This window comes from Pseudomonas mercuritolerans, assembly GCF_025706525.1.
Taxonomy (GTDB): Bacteria; Pseudomonadota; Gammaproteobacteria; order Pseudomonadales; family Pseudomonadaceae; genus Aquipseudomonas; species Aquipseudomonas mercuritolerans.
In genome coordinates this window covers 51,197-66,663 of sequence record NZ_JAMSHA010000008.1, presented here as the reverse complement: position 1 = coordinate 66,663, position 15,467 = coordinate 51,197, and the positions used below count along the sequence as shown (strand labels likewise).

Below are 15,467 nucleotides of genomic sequence, written 5' to 3'. Positions count from 1 at the left end.
CCATGACCAAGACTCTTCACCACCGTGCATGCCACCTGTGCGAAGCCATTTGCGGCCTGACCATCGAAACCACGGAAACCGATGGCAACGTCGCGATCACCTCGATCAAGGGTGATGCCCTCGACACCTTCAGCCGCGGCCATATCTGCCCGAAAGCCGTGGCCCTGCAAGATATTCAGAATGATCCGGATCGCCTGCGTCAGCCGATGCGCCGCGTCGGCAGCGAATGGCTGCCGATCGAATGGGACGAGGCGTTTGCGCTGGTGGCCGAGAAACTGGCGGCGATTCAGGAACGTCACGGGCAGAACGCCGTTGCGGTGTATCAGGGCAATCCGAGCGTGCACAACTACGGCCTGATGACCCACAGCAATTACTTCCTGGGGTTGCTGAAAACCCGCAATCGCTACTCGGCAACGTCGGTCGATCAACTGCCGCACCACCTCAGCAGCTATCTGATGTACGGCCACGGTCTGCTGTTGCCGATTCCCGACATCGATCACACCGATTTCATGCTGATCCTCGGCGGCAATCCGTTGGCGTCGAACGGCAGCATCATGACCGTGCCGGACGTCGAGAAGCGCCTGAAGGCGATTCAGGGGCGCGGCGGCAAAGTGGTGGTGGTCGATCCGCGCCGCAGCGAAACCGCAGCGATGGCCGATCAACACGTTTTCGTCCGCCCCGGTGGCGATGCGGCGTTGCTGTTCGGCATGCTCAATACGCTGTTCAGCGAAGGCCTGACCCGCGACAGCCATTTGCCGGTCGATGGCCTCGACGAGGTGCGCAACGCCGTGGCTGCGTTTAGTGCCGAAGCGATGAGCCCGCTCTGCGCAGTGCCTGCCGAACAGATTCGCCAACTGGCGCGCGACTTCGCTGCTGCGCCGAGTGCGGTCTGCTATGGACGCATGGGCGTTTCGACTCAGGCCTTCGGCACCCTCTGTCATTGGGTGGTGCAGTTGATCAATCTGGTCACCGGCAATCTCGATCGCGTTGGCGGTGCACTGTGCACCGAACCCGCTGTGGATCTGGTGGCGTCGACCTCGGGCGGGCATTTCAACAAATGGCAGAGCCGCGTTTCCGGTCGGCCGGAATACGGCGGCGAGTTGCCGGTCTCGGCACTGGCCGAAGAGATGCTCACGGAAGGCGAGGGGCAGATCCGCGCGCTGATCACCGTCGCCGGCAACCCGGTGCTGTCGACGCCCAACGGCCGGCAATTGGAGCAGGCGCTGGACGGCCTCGACTTCATGCTCAGCATCGACCTGTATATCAACGAAACCACGCGCTATGCCGATCTGATCCTGCCGTCGACCTCGGCGCTGGAAAACGATCACTACGACACCACTTTCAACCTGTTTGCGGTGCGTAACGTCACCCGCTTCAATCGCGCGATTCTCGCCAAGCCCGAGGGTGCGCTGCACGACTGGGAGATCTTCGTCGGCTTGGCCAAAGCCTTCGCCGAGAAAACCGGCAAGGAGCTGAAACCGACGATGCCGCCGGCTAAGATGATCGACATGGGCCTGCGCATGGGCCGCTATGGCGATGCATCCGAGCACAAGCTGTCGCTGGCGACGCTGTTCGATCATCCGCACGGCATTGATCTGGGGGCGCTGAAGCCGAATCTGGCGTCACGTCTGAAAACGCCGAATCAGCGTATCCAGGCCGCACCGCCGGAAATTCTCGCCGACCTCGCACGCTTTGCCGCGTTGCAGGCGCCGGCAGCCGATGAATTGTTGATGATCGGCCGCCGCCATGTACGCAGCAATAATTCGTGGATGCACAATTTTCATCGGCTGGTGAAGGGCAAGCCGCGGCATCAGTTGCTGATGCATCCGGATGACCTGGCCAGCCGTGGTCTGGCCGATGGGCAGCGGGTTCGGGTGAGTTCGCGGGTCGGGCAGATCGAGGTGGAAGTGCTCGCCAGTCTCGACATGATGAAAGGCGTGGTCAGCCTGCCCCACGGTTGGGGCCATGCGCGCCCGGGCGTGCAGATGGCAATCGCCAGTGGCCAGCCGGGATCGAGCGCCAACGACCTGACCGACGAGTGCCAGCTCGACGAACTGTCGGGTAACGCGGCGTTGAACGGTGTGCCGGTGAAGGTGGCGGCGGCTTGAGCGGGTCTGTCGGGGAGACCGAGCATGGCGCTCGGGATTCCGTTACAATGCGCCACCGTGCCGACCTCTGAGTCGGAAAGTTCAGCCGAGGTGCTCCATGGATATCATCGAAACGATTAAAGAGCAGATTGCCAACAACACCATTCTGCTTTACATGAAAGGCTCGCCGAATGCCCCGCAGTGCGGCTTCTCCGCAAAAGCTGCGCAAGCCGTGATGGCCTGTGGTGAAAAGTTCGCGTACGTGGACATCCTGCAGAACCCGGAAATCCGCGCCAATTTGCCAAAGTACGCCAACTGGCCGACTTTCCCGCAACTGTGGGTCGGCGGTGAGTTGGTCGGCGGCAGCGACATCATGACCGAGATGGCTGCAGACGGTTCGCTGCAAAGCACCATCAAGGCGGCTGTCGAAGCGGCAGCGGCGAACAAGTCCGAAGCCTGATTCTGCGTTCATGGAGTTTCGCTCGACGACGCGTCTCCTGTAGGAGCTGTCGAGTGAAACGAGGCTGCGATCTTTTGATCTTCGGCCAACAAAAAGCCCCGCACCTCGAAAGAGGGCGGGGCTTTTTTGTTGGCGTTTACATAGGTCTTGCGAAGTTAAAGCTGAAATCGATAAAGATCGCAGCCTCGTTTCACCCGACAGCTCCTACTCTTCGCCCATCTGCGACTGCAGATAGTTTTCCAGACCGATCTTGTCGATCAGGCCGAGCTGGGTTTCCAGCCAGTCGATGTGTTCTTCTTCCGACTCGAGAATGTCTTCGAGCAGTTCACGGCTACCGAAGTCGCCAACGGTTTCGCAGTGGGCGATTGCGGCTTTCAGGTCGGCGTGGCCGGTCTTTTCGATGCGCAAGTCGCATTCGAGCATCTCGCGGGTGTGTTCGCCGATGTGCAGCTTGCCCAGGTCCTGCACATTCGGCAGGCCTTCAAGGAACAGGATGCGCTTGATCAGCTTGTCCGCGTGTTTCATCTCGTCGATGGATTCGTGGTATTCGTGCTTGCCGAGCTTGTTCAGACCCCAATCTTCATACATGCGTGCATGCAGAAAGTATTGATTGATCGCGACCAGCTCATTGGCGAGGATCTTGTTGAGATGCTGGATGACTGTAATGTCGCCTTTCATGATCGGAGTCCTGCCCTGTATTAACCGTATATAAGGCGGAGTTTGAGCTTGGCAGTTATAAGTGTCAAACCTAAGTTATTGAATAATAAATGAAAATTAATCGGAATAAGAATGTTTGTGTTCCGCGTCTGGACGCTAAGCAATTGATTTTCAGGCATAAAAAAACCGGACATCTGGTCCGGTTCTTTGAAATGAGGGCATTTACGCAGCAGTAAATTCTACCGGGTAAGGGATCGCGGCCTGGGCGGTTTGCAGCTTGGTCAGGGTTTCGCGCACCACTTCCTTGGCAAGGCAGGCGCATTTGCCGCACTGGCTGGCGACGCCGGTGGCCTGGCGAACTTCTTTGTAGCTACAGCAACCTTCATAGATCGCTTCGCGGATCTGTCCGTCGGTGACGCCAGTGCAGAGGCAAACATACATAAGTAAGAACCGTCGCTGGTTGTGACTCAATTGCGATGGATCTTAATGTTAACGAGAATGATTGTCAAAGTGCTTTCGGAACGCTTCGCAGCCTATTTGCTGGCGACTGACGAACGGTATTTGTCAGACGCTACCTTGACCCAATGAATACGCAGTGGATAGCCGCACAGGGAAAATCCGTTACGGTCAGGCCAAATACGCAGTGTATGATGGTCGTCCCTTGCGAAGAGGGTTCGTGTCACAGGGCTGTCGCCTGAGGGTGGCAGGCTGGCCCGGACCTTGAACTTCAAGTTTCTACACCAGGAGATATCAATGAGCGTACTCGTAGGCAAACAAGCCCCAGACTTCACCGTCCCGGCCGTACTCGGCAATGGCGAGATCGTTGACAGCTTCACCCTGTCCTCGGCCATCAAAGGCAAATACGGCCTGGTGTTCTTCTACCCACTGGACTTCACCTTCGTCTGCCCGTCCGAGCTGATCGCTCTGGACAATCGCATGGCTGACTTCAAGGCACGCAACGTTGAAGTGATCGCCGTGTCGATCGACTCGCACTTCACCCACAACGCCTGGCGCAACACCCCGGTCAACAATGGCGGCATCGGCCAGGTGAAATACACCATGGCTGCCGACATGAAGCACGACATCGCCAAGGCATACGACGTTGAATCCGAAGGCGGCGTGGCTTTCCGTGGCGCGTTCCTGATCGACGACAAAGGCGTGGTTCGCTCGCAGATCATCAACGACCTGCCGCTGGGCCGTAACATGGAAGAGCTGATCCGTCTGGTCGACGCGCTGCAATTCCACGAAGAGCACGGCGAAGTCTGCCCGGCCAACTGGAAGAAAGGCGACAAAGGCATGAACGCTTCGCCGGAAGGCGTTGCGGCTTACCTGACCGAGAACGCTGCGGCCCTGTAAGGCGCGACGTCGAGGTAAAAAAACCGGCCCACGTGGCCGGTTTTTTCATGCGCGGGATTTGCTCGACGAGGATCAGTCGTCGAAGTCTTCCCAGCCGCCCATCTGCTTCCAGCGATTGACGATGCCGCAGAACAGCTCAGCGGTCTTTTCGGTGTCGTAGCGCGCCGAGTGCGCTTCACGACCGTCGAAATCGATGCCAGCCGCCTGACAGGCTTTCGCCAGCACGGTCTGACCATACGCCAGACCCGCCAGGGTCGCGGTGTCGAAACTGGAGAACGGGTGGAACGGGTTGCGCTTCATGTCCAGGCGCGCAACTGCTGCGTTGAGGAAGCCCAGGTCGAAACTGCTGTTGTGCCCGACCAGAATTGCCCGCTTGCAGCCGTTGGCTTTCAGCGCCTTGCGAATGCCACGGAAGATGTCGGTCAGCGCGGTTTCTTCGCTGACGGCCATGCGCAGCGGGTGATCGAGCTTGATCCCGGTGAACTCCAGCGCTGCCGCTTCAACGTTCGCACCTTCGAATGGCTCGACGCGGAAGAAGTAGGTGTGATCCGGGTAGACGAAACCCTTTTCATCCATGGCGATGGTGGTCGCGGCAATCTCCAGCAGGGCATCGGTGGCTGCGTTGAAGCCACCGGTTTCTACGTCGACGACAACCGGCAGGTAGCCGCGAAAACGCGCTGCCATCGGGTGACGGGAACCGCCGCCACCACTTTGACCGTCCAGCTCATCGTCGAAATTGTCTTCACTCACGCGTGTTCCTCCAGCAGGCGCCAGCGCAGTTTTTCACCGGCGCGCAGCGGGATAACGGTCAGCTCGCCAAATGGCAGACTGGTCGGGGCGGTCCATTCTTCGCGGACCAGGGTGATGCGATCGGTGTTTGCCGGCAGGCCGTAGAAACGCGGGCCGTTGAGGCTGGCGAAGGCTTCGAGCTTGTCCAGCGCGTTACGCTGTTCGAACGCTTCGGCATACATCTCGATGGCGGCGTAAGCGGTATAGCAACCGGCGCAACCGCAGGCGGCTTCCTTGGCATGCTGGGCGTGGGGCGCCGAGTCGGTGCCGAGGAAGAACTTGGTGCTGCCACTGGTGGCCGCGTCGAGCAAGGCTTCCTGGTGGGTGTTGCGCTTGAGGATCGGCAGGCAGTAGAAGTGCGGCCGAATCCCACCGACCAGCATGTGGTTGCGGTTGTACAGCAGGTGATGCGCGGTGATGGTCGCGCCGACGTTGGCCGAAGCCTCGTTGACGAACTGCACGGCGTCGCCGGTGGTGATGTGTTCGAACACCACTTTCAGCGTCGGGAAACGCTCGACCACGCGGCGCATGTGCTCGTCGATGAAAATCTTTTCGCGGTCAAATACATCGACGTCGCCACGGGTGACTTCACCGTGGATCAACAGCGGCATGCCGACTTCGGCCATGGCTTCCAGCGCCGGGAAGATCTTGTCGATGCTGGTCACGCCGGAATCGGAGTTGGTGGTCGCGCCGGCCGGGTACAGCTTGGCGGCGTAGACGAAACCGCTGGCCTTGGCCTGACGAATTTCTTCCGGTTGGGTGCGGTCGGTGAGGTACAGCACCATCAACGGCTCGAACTGACTGCCGGCCGGGCGGGCAGCGAGAATGCGCTGGCGATAGCCGTCGGCTTCAGCGGCGTTGCGCACCGGCGGTACCAGGTTCGGCATGATGATCGCGCGCCCGAAGGTGCGGGCCACATCGGCAACGGTATTGGTCAACACGGCACCATCGCGAAGATGAATGTGCCAGTCGTCGGGACGCAGCAGGGTCAGGCGGTCGGACATGAGGGGATTCCAGGCGGGTCAAACTGAGGCGAATGCTACCGGAAAAGACTCTTGCAGGCACCCGCTATCAAGTTTTGCCACGAGCGTCCGATATCCCGGAGGTATGCCGTAAACATTGTGTGAATCGGTGTTTGTGTTTCACAAGCCAATGGAGCCTCCCGTGCGCCAGCGTTATTTAGCCCTGCTCAGTGTGTTTGCCAGCCTTCCCGCGATGGCGCTGACCTACCAGACCCGTCTGGAGAACATTGAGTGGACGGTCGCCGGCGACCAGTTCGAGTGCCGCCTGACGCAACCGATCACCGATTTCGGCTCGGGCGAGTTCGTGCGCAAGGCCGGTGAGCAGGCGATCTTTCGCCTGAATGCCTATAACGCCATGCTCGGTGGTGGTTCGGCGACCTTGCTCGCTGCCGCTGCACCGTGGCAGCCGGGGCGTGGCGACATCAATCTGGGCTCTGTGCGGCTGGGCAGCGGCAACGTCTTGTTCAACAGCTCGCAGTCGCAGGCCGGTGGTCTGATCAGCGGTCTGCTGGATGGTCGCAGCCCGGTGGTACGCCGTGCGTCTGGCGATGGCCGCGTCTCCGAAGTGCGTTTGTTGCCGGTGAAATTCAGCAAGGCGTTCAACGACTATCAAGGCTGTGTGGCGAAATTGCTGCCGCAGAATTTCGACCAGATCAAGCAGTCGCAAATCGGCTTCCCCGGCGAAGGGGTTGAGCTGGACCCGGCTGCCAAGGCCAAGCTGCAAGTGATGCTCGAATACATGAAGGCCGACCCGACGGTGAACCACATTGACCTCGACGGTCATTCCGACAACAGCGGCAATCGTCTGACCAACCGCGAATTGTCGCGCCGCCGCGCGCTGGCGGTGGTGGATTTCTTCAAGGCCAACGGCATTCAGGAATCGCAGATCACCGTGCGTTTCCACGGCGAGCAATATCCGATCGTGCCGAACACCAGCAAGGCCAATCGTGCGAAGAACCGTCGGGTCAACGTGAAACTGTCGCGCGTGGCACCCACCACGGCTCCTGCGCCGGCGCCGCAAGCGAGTACGCCGGCCACGGCCGCAGCGACTTCCTGACCCGCCGGTCATCGTCGCGCTCTCGACAGATTCTGTCGCTTTGTCGTCTTAAGCTGTCGCGCCTCTGTAAATTATCGCGTTTGAGCGGTAGACTCCCCGGCTTTCCGTAGAACCCCGTGGAGTGATGGCATGGCGGACGTAAACAAGGTCGTTCTGGCGTATTCCGGCGGCCTGGACACTTCGGTGATCCTCAAGTGGCTGCAGGATACTTATAACTGTGAAGTGGTGACCTTCACCGCTGATCTCGGTCAAGGCGAAGAGGTCGAGCCGGCCCGCGCCAAGGCTCAGGCCATGGGCGTCAAAGAAATCTACATCGATGACCTGCGCGAAGAATTCGTGCGAGATTTCGTGTTCCCGATGTTCCGCGCCAACACCGTTTACGAAGGCGAGTACCTGCTGGGTACTTCCATCGCCCGTCCGCTGATCGCCAAGCGCCTGATTGAAATCGCCAACGAAACCGGCGCCGACGCCATTTCCCACGGCGCCACCGGCAAGGGCAACGACCAGGTGCGTTTCGAACTGGGTGCCTATGCGCTCAAGCCAGGCGTGAAAGTGATCGCCCCTTGGCGCGAGTGGGACCTGCTGTCCCGCGAGAAGCTGATGGACTACGCCGAGAAGCACGCGATCCCGATCGAACGCCACGGCAAGAAAAAATCTCCGTACTCGATGGACGCCAACCTGCTGCACATCTCTTATGAAGGCGGCGTGCTGGAAGACACCTGGACCGAGCACGAAGAAGACATGTGGCGCTGGACCGTCTCCCCGGAGAAGGCTCCCGACACCCCGCAGTACCTGGAACTGACCTACCGCAACGGCGACATCGTCGCGCTGGACGGCGTCGAAATGACCCCGGCCACCGTACTGGCGACGCTGAACAGGATCGGCGGCGAGCACGGCATCGGTCGTCTCGACATCGTCGAAAACCGTTATGTCGGCATGAAGTCCCGTGGCTGCTACGAAACCCCGGGCGGCACCATCATGCTGCGCGCCCACCGCGCCATCGAATCGATCACTCTGGACCGCGAAGTCGCTCACCTCAAAGACGAGCTGATGCCCAAGTACGCCAGCCTGATCTACACCGGCTACTGGTGGAGCCCTGAGCGTCTGATGCTGCAACAGATGATCGACGCTTCGCAGGTCAACGTGAACGGCGTAGTGCGCCTGAAGTTGTACAAAGGCAACGTCATCGTTACTGGCCGCAAGTCCGACGACTCACTGTTCGACGCCAACATCGCGACCTTTGAAGAAGACGGCGGCGCTTACAACCAGGCCGACGCGGCAGGCTTCATCAAGCTCAACGCGCTGCGCATGCGTATTGCTGCCAACAAGGGTCGCAAGTTGTTCTGAGCGACTCTGACCGACGCGCATAAAAAAGGCGGCCTGTTCAGGGCCGCCTTTTTTTTCGGATTTTCAGTAGGGTTCATCAGGCCGGTCCTTGTTCTGTCTGTACACAGGCTTGGTCGCGGTGTCAGCTCGTTCTGCCGAGCAATGTCACTGTCTGCGAACACAGGTTGTACACGATGCAAAGTGTGGCGCCTGGGCCTTTCTTCGCCTGCCTGATCTGTTGCAGTGCGCAGTGGGCCAGCGAATCCGAGGCGTGATTGCACAGGAATACGAGAACGCGCGCATGTTTCCTCTCTGCGTTTTTGAGCGCTTCGAGGATCGCATCGAATTCCCTTGATGCATCGATACCTCGCGCGTCGATGATGGTCAGTTCGCCTACCGAGGGTGACAGCTTGATGTTCTGCACAACCGGATCGGTTCTTCGCCTGGTGCCGGGTGGAGGGTCTGGCGCGTTGTGAATTCTGCATGGACGCGGGAATCGGCCAGGGCCGGTTTTGGCTGACACGATGCAACTGGTCAGCTCGAAAGCGCAATGCTCGCCTGTTTCGCGAAGCAGTGCGTTGCGTTTGTCGTCTCGCTCCTGATGCTCTGTCGTCTTCAAAAAGCTTTTGTCTTTGCCAAAGTCGGATGGCGAATAAAGCGACCGGTGATTGAAGTTGAGCGTGATAAAAAACAGAAATAACAAATAAAAGGGAAAGCTGATCAGAAACCACACGTAAATTTCCCGGTCCTTGTTGTCCAGAAAAGGCAGCGAGACCGCAGCGGAAGTTTCCGAAAGAATCGCAAATATGGCAATGACTGTCATGGGGTTGGTGATCTGGTTTTTTATCTTCAGCATGGGTTGAGTTCCATCTTCTGCGTTTAGTTGAAAGTTCAATGTTTCCATTTACAGCAAAAACGTTCATGCAAGTAGCAAGTGTTTATTTCCAAGTTTTATAGAATCAATGATGTGGTGTCGAACGTGTCTTGTTGCCGGTTCGTTACCTTATATGTCCAATTGATTGTGAGCAGGGACGTCACGCAGGACCAGCGATGCGTAGGATTTGCCTGCACGGCAATCCAGGTTTCGCCGCCATAAGGAAGGCAGGAAGGAGGTTATGACGGGTCGAGAGTGGCCGATTTGTGGGAATTATCTTCGATGCTTGTAGGGAATGTCTCTCGATGCAAGTGCGTGTAAAAGTTGCCATGCCTTGAAGCAAGTGACTGGGATATCGTGCGTGTTCTAAAAATTCGAACAGCGAAAACTGGACTTGCCCATGAATAAAGTGCTGATCGTGGATGACCATCCCGTCATTCGACTTGCGGTACGTATGCTGATGGAACGGCATGGCTACGAAGTCATTGCAGAAACGGATAATGGCGTTGATGCACTACAAATTGCTCGTGAACAACTGCCGGACCTTGTCATTCTCGATATAGGCATACCAAAACTTGATGGTCTGGAAGTTATTGCTCGCCTGACTTCCACTGCCATGCCGGTGAAAGTTCTGGTGCTGACTTCCCAGGCTCCGGGACATTTTTCGATGCGCTGTATGCAGTCCGGCGCAGCGGGTTATGTATGCAAGCAACAGGATCTCACCGAATTGCTCAGTGCGATCAAGGCTGTTCTGTCCGGCTACAGCTATTTCCCTAATCAGGCGCTGCATACCGTGCGAACCAGTCTGGGCAATGCGAGTGAAGCGGACATGGTTGATCGACTGTCCGGACGGGAGATGATGGTGTTGCAGCAATTGGCCCGCGGCAAGACCAACAAGGAGATCGCAGACGGCATGTTTTTGAGCAACAAGACTGTGAGCACTTACAAGACTCGTCTGTTGCTGAAACTCAATGCGCGGTCTCTGGTTGATCTGATCGAGTTGGCGCAGCGCAATGGCCTGGTTTGAACGATTCGACAGCTGAGACCGTCATGGGCCGATCAAGCTCGGTTGTCGCAGAAAATGAAAAGCCTCCGTTCAGGGAGGCCTTCAGGTATCAGAGATCAAAATCGTAGTCGGCCAATTGTCTTTGCAATCGGCGCTCCTCAAGCAGGTTGTCGATTGTGCGACGCTTGCTGAGGTTGGTTTTAGCCACTTCCACCACCGGCTCCGCGTCATCGGCATCAGCGACAATAAAATCTTCTTCCACATCCAGTTGTTCTTTATCGGTACTCATGAAGTCGACTCCCGGCTAAGACTGCCTTTGGCGCTCCTTATATCGACATTAGTGCGGCGGGTAAAAAAGATTTTTTCAATCGATGGATACGGAAAACTGATGATGGCTCAATCGTCAGAAGTTTTGTGTTTGTATTCGCACAAATCTTCGATGCGGCAGCTGCCGCAGCGCGGTTTGCGTGCCAGGCACACATAACGGCCGTGCAGAATCAACCAGTGGTGTGAGTCGAGCAGGAATTCTTTCGGTACAAACTTCATCAATTTCATTTCAACTTCCACCACATTTTTCCCCGGCGCGATGCCGGTGCGATTGCTGACGCGGAAGATGTGCGTGTCGACCGCCATGGTCAATTGCCGGAAAGCGGTATTTAGCACCACATTGGCAGTCTTGCGCCCGACGCCGGGCAGGGCTTCGAGTTCTTCGCGGGTTTGCGGCACTTCCCCGCCATGGCGTTCAACCAGCAAGCGACAGGTTTCAATGACGTTCTTCGCCTTGCTGTTGTACAGGCCGATGGTCTTGATGTACTCGGACAGGCCTTCGACCCCCAGCGCGTGAATAGCGGCGGGCGTATTGGCGACGGGGAAGAGTTTGGCGGTGGCCTTGTTGACGCCGACATCGGTGGACTGTGCCGAAAGAATCACCGCAATCAGCAGCTCGAACGGCGAAGAGTAGGCCAGCTCGGTTTTCGGCTCGGGATTGTCTTCGTGCAGTCGGCGAAATATCTCAAGACGTTTTGCAGCATTCATGGGCGATGCGTTTCCTTGATGACAGAGTGGCGGCGTGTCCACGCCTGACGTGCGGCGAGAAGCACGCCCGTTAAAACAAAAGCGCCGGGGACCAGCGTAAACAGATGCAATCCCTCGGGGAAGACAACCAGACCTTGCCAAGACGCCGACAGCCCTCGGCCAAGGGAGCCATGGCCAAGGATTTCACGCAGCCCGCCGATCAACAGCATGAGCGCGGCGAACAGGGTGCAGCGTTTGAAAATGGCAGCGATGGGCTCGCGAAAGAGGCCACTGTATTCAAGAGCGACGCACTGCAAGGCAAGCAGCCCTATATAGAGCGCAGACGCCTGCTGCCATGGCAAAAACCAGCGTTGCGCCACAATATCCGCGCAACTGGTCAACGTCGCAGCAAGTGTCAGGCTGGCGAGCAACGTACGGGTGCCCGTCAGCCGGTCGCGCAGCGGTGACATGCAGATGGCAAAAGCGCCAAGTACCGCGCCGAGCATCAAGGTTATCCCCAGTGCAGCGCTCAACGTTTGTGTGGCGCCCAGTAGCGGCACCAGCATCAATAAACTCACCGTGCGTCTCATTGGCCATTCCCCAGCAGCAGCGCCCGATGCTCATCGAAATAACGCAGTGCGTCATGAATCGCGTTGACGGCGGCACGGGAGGTTATGGTCGCGCCAGCGATTTGATCGAACTGCCCCTGATCCTTTTTCAGCGCCCAACCGGCATCTGTCGGCTCTGTACGGGATTTGCCGATGAAGGCCTGAAGCCAGGAGTTCGGCCATTCACCGATGTGACCACCCAATCCCGGCGTTTCGCGCTGCTCAAGGGTTTTCACGCCCAGAACTCTGCCGTTTGCATCGATGGCTATCAGCAGTTCCAGAGTACCTGCGTAACCTTCGCTGCGACTGCGCAACAGCACCGCGACTGTCTGTCCGGAGCGGGTCGCTCGATAGCCGCCCGACAGCGTGCTATGGCGCAGCGATGAGTCGATGAGCGTCAGCGGTTGTTCCAGCGGCTGATTGTCGTAGTACCCCGAAGGAAGCACATCAAGCAATTTGCGGCTGTCGAGCAAACGCTGCTCGCTGGCAATCTGCGGTGCACTGCTGCGCTGCAGCACGTATGTTGCGCTCACGCCAACGAGTGCCAGCAGCACGACCGTCACGACGCTCGCCGAGCGGTTCACGCGTTCACCTTCAACTGGTGGCTGGCGGCGAAGCGCTCCAGCGTCGGCACCAGCAGATTCATCAGCAATACCGCAAACGCGACGCCGTCCGGGTAACCACCCCAAGTGCGAATCAGATAGGTGAGCAAGCCGACGCCAATGCCGAACAGCAGGCGGGCGAGGGCGCTTTTCGCGCCGGACACCGGTTCGGTCACGATAAAAAATGCACCGAGCATGGTCGCGCCGCTGAGCAGATGAAACAGCGGCGAACCATGGGAATCGGACCCCGATCCGTTCCAGCACAACAGGCTGATGACGAACAGGCTGGCGAGCATACCAACTGGCGCATGCCAGGAAAAAATCCGCCGCTGCAACAGCAGCAGGCCGCCGAGCAGAAACGCCAGATTCACCCATTCCACACCGCGCCCGCCGAAGCGGCCGAAGGCCGGGTTGCTGGCGAACAGCTCATCGATGGTCAGGCTTTTATTGATGTGCAGACTGTCCAGTGCCGTGGCCTGCGCCCAGGCGTCTGGTGCTGGAGTCGGGTTGAAAACCTGATGCAACGCCGAGAGGAAATCGAGGCCATGACCGGGCCAATGCGTCATCGCTTGCGGAAACAGCACCATGCTCAGGGCAAAGCCAAGCATCGCCGGGTTGAACGGATTTCTGCCGACGCCGCCATACAGGTGCTTGCCGAACAACAAGCCTGAAGCGGTCGCCGTGACCGTCAGCCACCAAGGGCAATAAGCCGGCAGCGCAACGGCCAGCAACATTGCACTGACCAGCGCGCTGCCATCACGCAGTGCCGCTTGCACCGCTTGCCGACGCAAATGGGCGACCCCGGCTTCGACGAGCAAAGCACTGGCAACCGCCAACAGCAGATTGATCAACACGCCCCAGCCATACAGCCAGAACAAAGCGAGCAGCCCCGGCAGCGCTGCGAGCAGCACGGTATTCATCGCCTGTTGCAGGCGATCGTCCGCTGCCTCAAGGGGTGGCATGGTCTTGCACCTGGCGCTCGGCGTCAGTCACGGCTTGCTCCAGTGCTGCGATCTGCTCCGGCGCAGCCTCCGCCGCCTGGGCTTTTTTCAGTTCGGCACGACGCATGGCCAACTGGATCTTGGCCCGCTTCAACTCCGCGTCGTTGCTCGGAGCAGGGGCGACGGGAAGCGCCGGTTGGCTGCTTTCCAGGTTCGCCAGTGCTTGCTCGGCGGCTTCGAATTGTTGCTGCAGGACGATCAATTGCGACTGCTGCTCGAACGTCGGCGGATGACCGAAGGCTTTCAGCGATTTGTGCAATTGAGCCCGACTCATCGCCACATCGACCTTGGCCTTCTTCAGCGCCGCATCGGCGCTCGCGGCTTTTTGTGCGCGCACCCGCTCAAGTGCAGCCTGCACCGGGTCGGCGGTCGAGACTTGCGGTTGTGCCGCACGCGCGGCTCGCGCTTCACGTTCAGCCTGCTTTTGCTGTTCTTCACGCAGCAGGCGCTGGTTGCGACGCTCGAAACGCTGGCGCGCGTGGTCACGCTTGATTGCTCGGGCGCGCTGCTCTTCCGGATCGAACGCAAGACCGCCAACCACGGCAGTCGTGTTCGCAGGCAAAGGATGCATTTCGATGCAGTCGACCGGGCACGGCGCAACGCACAGATCACAACCGGTGCACTCGTCGATCAGCACCGTGTGCATGAGTTTTGCCGCGCCGACGATGGCGTCGACCGGGCAGGCCTGAATGCACTTGGTGCAGCCGATGCATTCGGCCTCGCGGATGAAGGCGACTTGCGGCGGTGCCGGGCCACGGCTGATGTCCAGTTCCAGGACCGGTATTTTCAACAGCTCGGCCAGGGCAGCGATGGTTTCTTCGCCGCCCGGCGGGCACTTGTTGATCGGCTCGCCGTCAACAATGCCTTGTGCATAGGGTTTGCATCCGGGATGTCCGCACTTGCCGCATTGGGTCTGCGGCAGCAGGGCATCGATGCGTTGAAGCAGACTCATGTTTTGATCAATCCACTGAATCCGAGAAAAATCACTGCGATCAGTCCGGCGCTGATCAGGTCGATCGGCAGGCCGCGAAAGGGCAGGGGAATATCGTTGTCGGCCGTGCGCTCGCGCAGGTCGCAGAACACACTCAACACCAGCCAGAAACCCAGCCCGGCGCCGAAACTCAATGCTGTCGCGTGCAGCAGGCCTTGATCATTTTGCGCATTGATCAACGCCAGCCCGAGTACGCCGGCATTGCCGAGCAGCAGCGGCCACAATCCGTCGAACGGCCAATCCGGCAGCCCGCGCGCCAGCAGTTTCAGCAGCGGCGTGATCAACAACACACTCGACGGCAGAAACACGAACAGGCGCAGCGCTTCAAGCTGCAACGGCAGCAGTATCCACTGCCAGATCGCCTGACCGATAACGCCGACCACCACCATCAGGCACAACGTCGCCAACCCCAGCGCATGCACCTGGCGTCGGTTGCCCGCCAGCAGCGGAGCGACGCCCAGCGGCCAGTGCAACACGAAATTGTTGAGCAGCGCAGCACTGATCAGCGTTAACACGAGTTCGGTCATGGTTCTGCCAGCGAAACGGGCGGGTGTCTCTTAAGGGTAGGCACTATCGGGCCAGATATGAAAAATCCCACCGGCATGCAGCGCACGTCG

Annotated in this window: 18 protein-coding genes; 6 read left to right on the top strand and 12 right to left on the bottom strand. The window is 58.8% G+C overall.

Features of this window, described 5'->3' with window-relative positions:
* The first annotated feature begins 2 nt into the window (after window positions 1-2).
* Window positions 3-2,108, top strand: coding sequence for a molybdopterin oxidoreductase family protein (locus ND528_RS21600; protein ID WP_130912020.1), 2,106 nt, complete (start codon window positions 3-5; stop codon window positions 2,106-2,108).
* A gap of 97 nt (window positions 2,109-2,205) precedes the next feature.
* Complete coding sequence (gene grxD / locus ND528_RS21595; RefSeq protein WP_016773402.1) at window positions 2,206-2,547, top strand: Grx4 family monothiol glutaredoxin; 342 nt, start codon at window positions 2,206-2,208, stop codon at window positions 2,545-2,547.
* A 204-nt stretch (window positions 2,548-2,751) separates the two neighbouring features.
* Here grxD and bfr read toward each other — a convergent pair whose 3' ends face one another.
* Complete coding sequence (bfr, locus tag ND528_RS21590; protein WP_016773403.1) at window positions 2,752-3,225, bottom strand: bacterioferritin; 474 nt, start codon at window positions 3,223-3,225, stop codon at window positions 2,752-2,754.
* 201 nt (window positions 3,226-3,426) lie between these two features.
* Window positions 3,427-3,645, bottom strand: a complete 219-nt coding sequence (locus tag ND528_RS21585; RefSeq protein WP_003227725.1) for a bacterioferritin-associated ferredoxin — start codon at window positions 3,643-3,645, stop codon at window positions 3,427-3,429.
* A 312-nt stretch (window positions 3,646-3,957) separates the two neighbouring features.
* Here ND528_RS21585 and ND528_RS21580 point away from each other — a divergent pair, with 312 nt between their 5' ends.
* On the top strand, window positions 3,958-4,560 hold the full coding sequence (locus ND528_RS21580; RefSeq protein ID WP_003227723.1) for a peroxiredoxin: 603 nt from the start codon (window positions 3,958-3,960) through the stop codon (window positions 4,558-4,560).
* 72 nt (window positions 4,561-4,632) lie between these two features.
* Here ND528_RS21580 and rnt read toward each other — a convergent pair whose 3' ends face one another.
* Together rnt and pyrC are read right to left on the bottom strand one after the other, a co-directional pair.
* Window positions 4,633-5,310 (bottom strand): ribonuclease T, encoded by a 678-nt coding sequence (gene rnt, locus ND528_RS21575; RefSeq protein WP_130912022.1) that lies wholly within the window; start codon window positions 5,308-5,310, stop codon window positions 4,633-4,635.
* Window positions 5,307-6,353 carry a dihydroorotase gene (gene pyrC, locus ND528_RS21570; protein ID WP_263471207.1) on the bottom strand — a complete coding sequence of 349 codons (1,047 nt, stop codon included), beginning with the start codon at window positions 6,351-6,353 and terminating at the stop codon, window positions 5,307-5,309. The genes rnt and pyrC overlap by 4 nt, the downstream gene beginning before the upstream one ends.
* Window positions 6,354-6,513: 160 nt before the next feature.
* On the opposite strand from pyrC, the gene ND528_RS21565 reads away from it, so the two are divergent.
* Complete coding sequence (locus ND528_RS21565; RefSeq protein WP_041479867.1) at window positions 6,514-7,428, top strand: flagellar protein MotY; 915 nt, start codon at window positions 6,514-6,516, stop codon at window positions 7,426-7,428.
* A 129-nt stretch (window positions 7,429-7,557) separates the two neighbouring features.
* Window positions 7,558-8,775 (top strand): argininosuccinate synthase, encoded by a 1,218-nt coding sequence (locus ND528_RS21560; protein ID WP_011335737.1) that lies wholly within the window; start codon window positions 7,558-7,560, stop codon window positions 8,773-8,775.
* A 121-nt stretch (window positions 8,776-8,896) separates the two neighbouring features.
* Here ND528_RS21560 and ND528_RS21555 read toward each other — a convergent pair whose 3' ends face one another.
* The gene (locus ND528_RS21555) at window positions 8,897-9,610 is read right to left on the bottom strand and encodes a hypothetical protein (RefSeq protein WP_130912024.1); all 714 of its coding nucleotides are present in this window, start codon (window positions 9,608-9,610) and stop codon (window positions 8,897-8,899) included.
* Window positions 9,611-10,028: 418 nt separating this feature from the next.
* Between ND528_RS21555 and ND528_RS21550 the strand changes: the two genes are divergently transcribed.
* Entirely contained in the window at window positions 10,029-10,655 is a 627-nt protein-coding gene (locus ND528_RS21550; protein ID WP_130912025.1) for a response regulator transcription factor, read from the top strand.
* 88 nt (window positions 10,656-10,743) lie between these two features.
* Here ND528_RS21550 and ND528_RS21545 read toward each other — a convergent pair whose 3' ends face one another.
* From ND528_RS21545 to ND528_RS21515, 7 genes are all read right to left on the bottom strand, one after another.
* Complete coding sequence (locus tag ND528_RS21545) at window positions 10,744-10,923, bottom strand: PA3496 family putative envelope integrity protein (RefSeq protein WP_130912026.1); 180 nt, start codon at window positions 10,921-10,923, stop codon at window positions 10,744-10,746.
* Window positions 10,924-11,030: 107 nt separating this feature from the next.
* Entirely contained in the window at window positions 11,031-11,669 is a 639-nt protein-coding gene (gene nth, locus ND528_RS21540) for an endonuclease III (protein ID WP_016773410.1), read from the bottom strand.
* Window positions 11,666-12,238, bottom strand: coding sequence for an Rnf-Nqr domain containing protein (locus ND528_RS21535; protein WP_263471206.1), 573 nt, complete (start codon window positions 12,236-12,238; stop codon window positions 11,666-11,668). The genes nth and ND528_RS21535 overlap by 4 nt, the downstream gene beginning before the upstream one ends.
* Window positions 12,235-12,840 carry an RnfABCDGE type electron transport complex subunit G gene (locus tag ND528_RS21530; RefSeq protein ID WP_263471205.1) on the bottom strand — a complete coding sequence of 202 codons (606 nt, stop codon included), beginning with the start codon at window positions 12,838-12,840 and terminating at the stop codon, window positions 12,235-12,237. Before ND528_RS21530 ends, ND528_RS21535 begins: the two co-directional genes overlap by 4 nt.
* A complete protein-coding gene (locus ND528_RS21525; RefSeq protein ID WP_263471204.1) occupies window positions 12,837-13,820 on the bottom strand; it encodes an RnfABCDGE type electron transport complex subunit D in 984 nt (327 codons plus the stop codon). The genes ND528_RS21530 and ND528_RS21525 overlap by 4 nt, the downstream gene beginning before the upstream one ends.
* A complete protein-coding gene (gene rsxB / locus ND528_RS21520) occupies window positions 13,807-14,811 on the bottom strand; it encodes an electron transport complex subunit RsxB (RefSeq protein WP_263471203.1) in 1,005 nt (334 codons plus the stop codon). The genes ND528_RS21525 and rsxB overlap by 14 nt, the downstream gene beginning before the upstream one ends.
* Window positions 14,808-15,377, bottom strand: a complete 570-nt coding sequence (locus ND528_RS21515) for an Rnf-Nqr domain containing protein (protein WP_137214057.1) — start codon at window positions 15,375-15,377, stop codon at window positions 14,808-14,810. The genes rsxB and ND528_RS21515 overlap by 4 nt, the downstream gene beginning before the upstream one ends.
* Window positions 15,378-15,467: the final 90 nt, after the last annotated feature.

Excerpts from the sequence above, each read along its gene's own strand:
- ND528_RS21600 (WP_130912020.1), top strand. The coding sequence starts at position 3 with ATGACCAAGACTCTTCACCACCGTGCATGCCACCTGTGCGAAGCCATT.
- grxD (WP_016773402.1), top strand. The coding sequence starts at position 2,206 with ATGGATATCATCGAAACGATTAAAGAGCAGATTGCCAACAACACCATT.
- bfr (WP_016773403.1), bottom strand. The coding sequence starts at position 3,225 with ATGAAAGGCGACATTACAGTCATCCAGCATCTCAACAAGATCCTCGCC.
- ND528_RS21585 (WP_003227725.1), bottom strand. The coding sequence starts at position 3,645 with ATGTATGTTTGCCTCTGCACTGGCGTCACCGACGGACAGATCCGCGAA.
- ND528_RS21580 (WP_003227723.1), top strand. The coding sequence starts at position 3,958 with ATGAGCGTACTCGTAGGCAAACAAGCCCCAGACTTCACCGTCCCGGCC.
- pyrC (WP_263471207.1), bottom strand. The coding sequence starts at position 6,353 with ATGTCCGACCGCCTGACCCTGCTGCGTCCCGACGACTGGCACATTCAT.
- ND528_RS21560 (WP_011335737.1), top strand. The coding sequence starts at position 7,558 with ATGGCGGACGTAAACAAGGTCGTTCTGGCGTATTCCGGCGGCCTGGAC.
- ND528_RS21555 (WP_130912024.1), bottom strand. The coding sequence starts at position 9,610 with ATGCTGAAGATAAAAAACCAGATCACCAACCCCATGACAGTCATTGCC.
- ND528_RS21550 (WP_130912025.1), top strand. The coding sequence starts at position 10,029 with ATGAATAAAGTGCTGATCGTGGATGACCATCCCGTCATTCGACTTGCG.
- ND528_RS21545 (WP_130912026.1), bottom strand. The coding sequence starts at position 10,923 with ATGAGTACCGATAAAGAACAACTGGATGTGGAAGAAGATTTTATTGTC.
- nth (WP_016773410.1), bottom strand. The coding sequence starts at position 11,669 with ATGAATGCTGCAAAACGTCTTGAGATATTTCGCCGACTGCACGAAGAC.
- ND528_RS21535 (WP_263471206.1), bottom strand. The coding sequence starts at position 12,238 with ATGAGACGCACGGTGAGTTTATTGATGCTGGTGCCGCTACTGGGCGCC.
- ND528_RS21525 (WP_263471204.1), bottom strand. The coding sequence starts at position 13,820 with ATGCCACCCCTTGAGGCAGCGGACGATCGCCTGCAACAGGCGATGAAT.
- rsxB (WP_263471203.1), bottom strand. The coding sequence starts at position 14,811 with ATGAGTCTGCTTCAACGCATCGATGCCCTGCTGCCGCAGACCCAATGC.
- ND528_RS21515 (WP_137214057.1), bottom strand. The coding sequence starts at position 15,377 with ATGACCGAACTCGTGTTAACGCTGATCAGTGCTGCGCTGCTCAACAAT.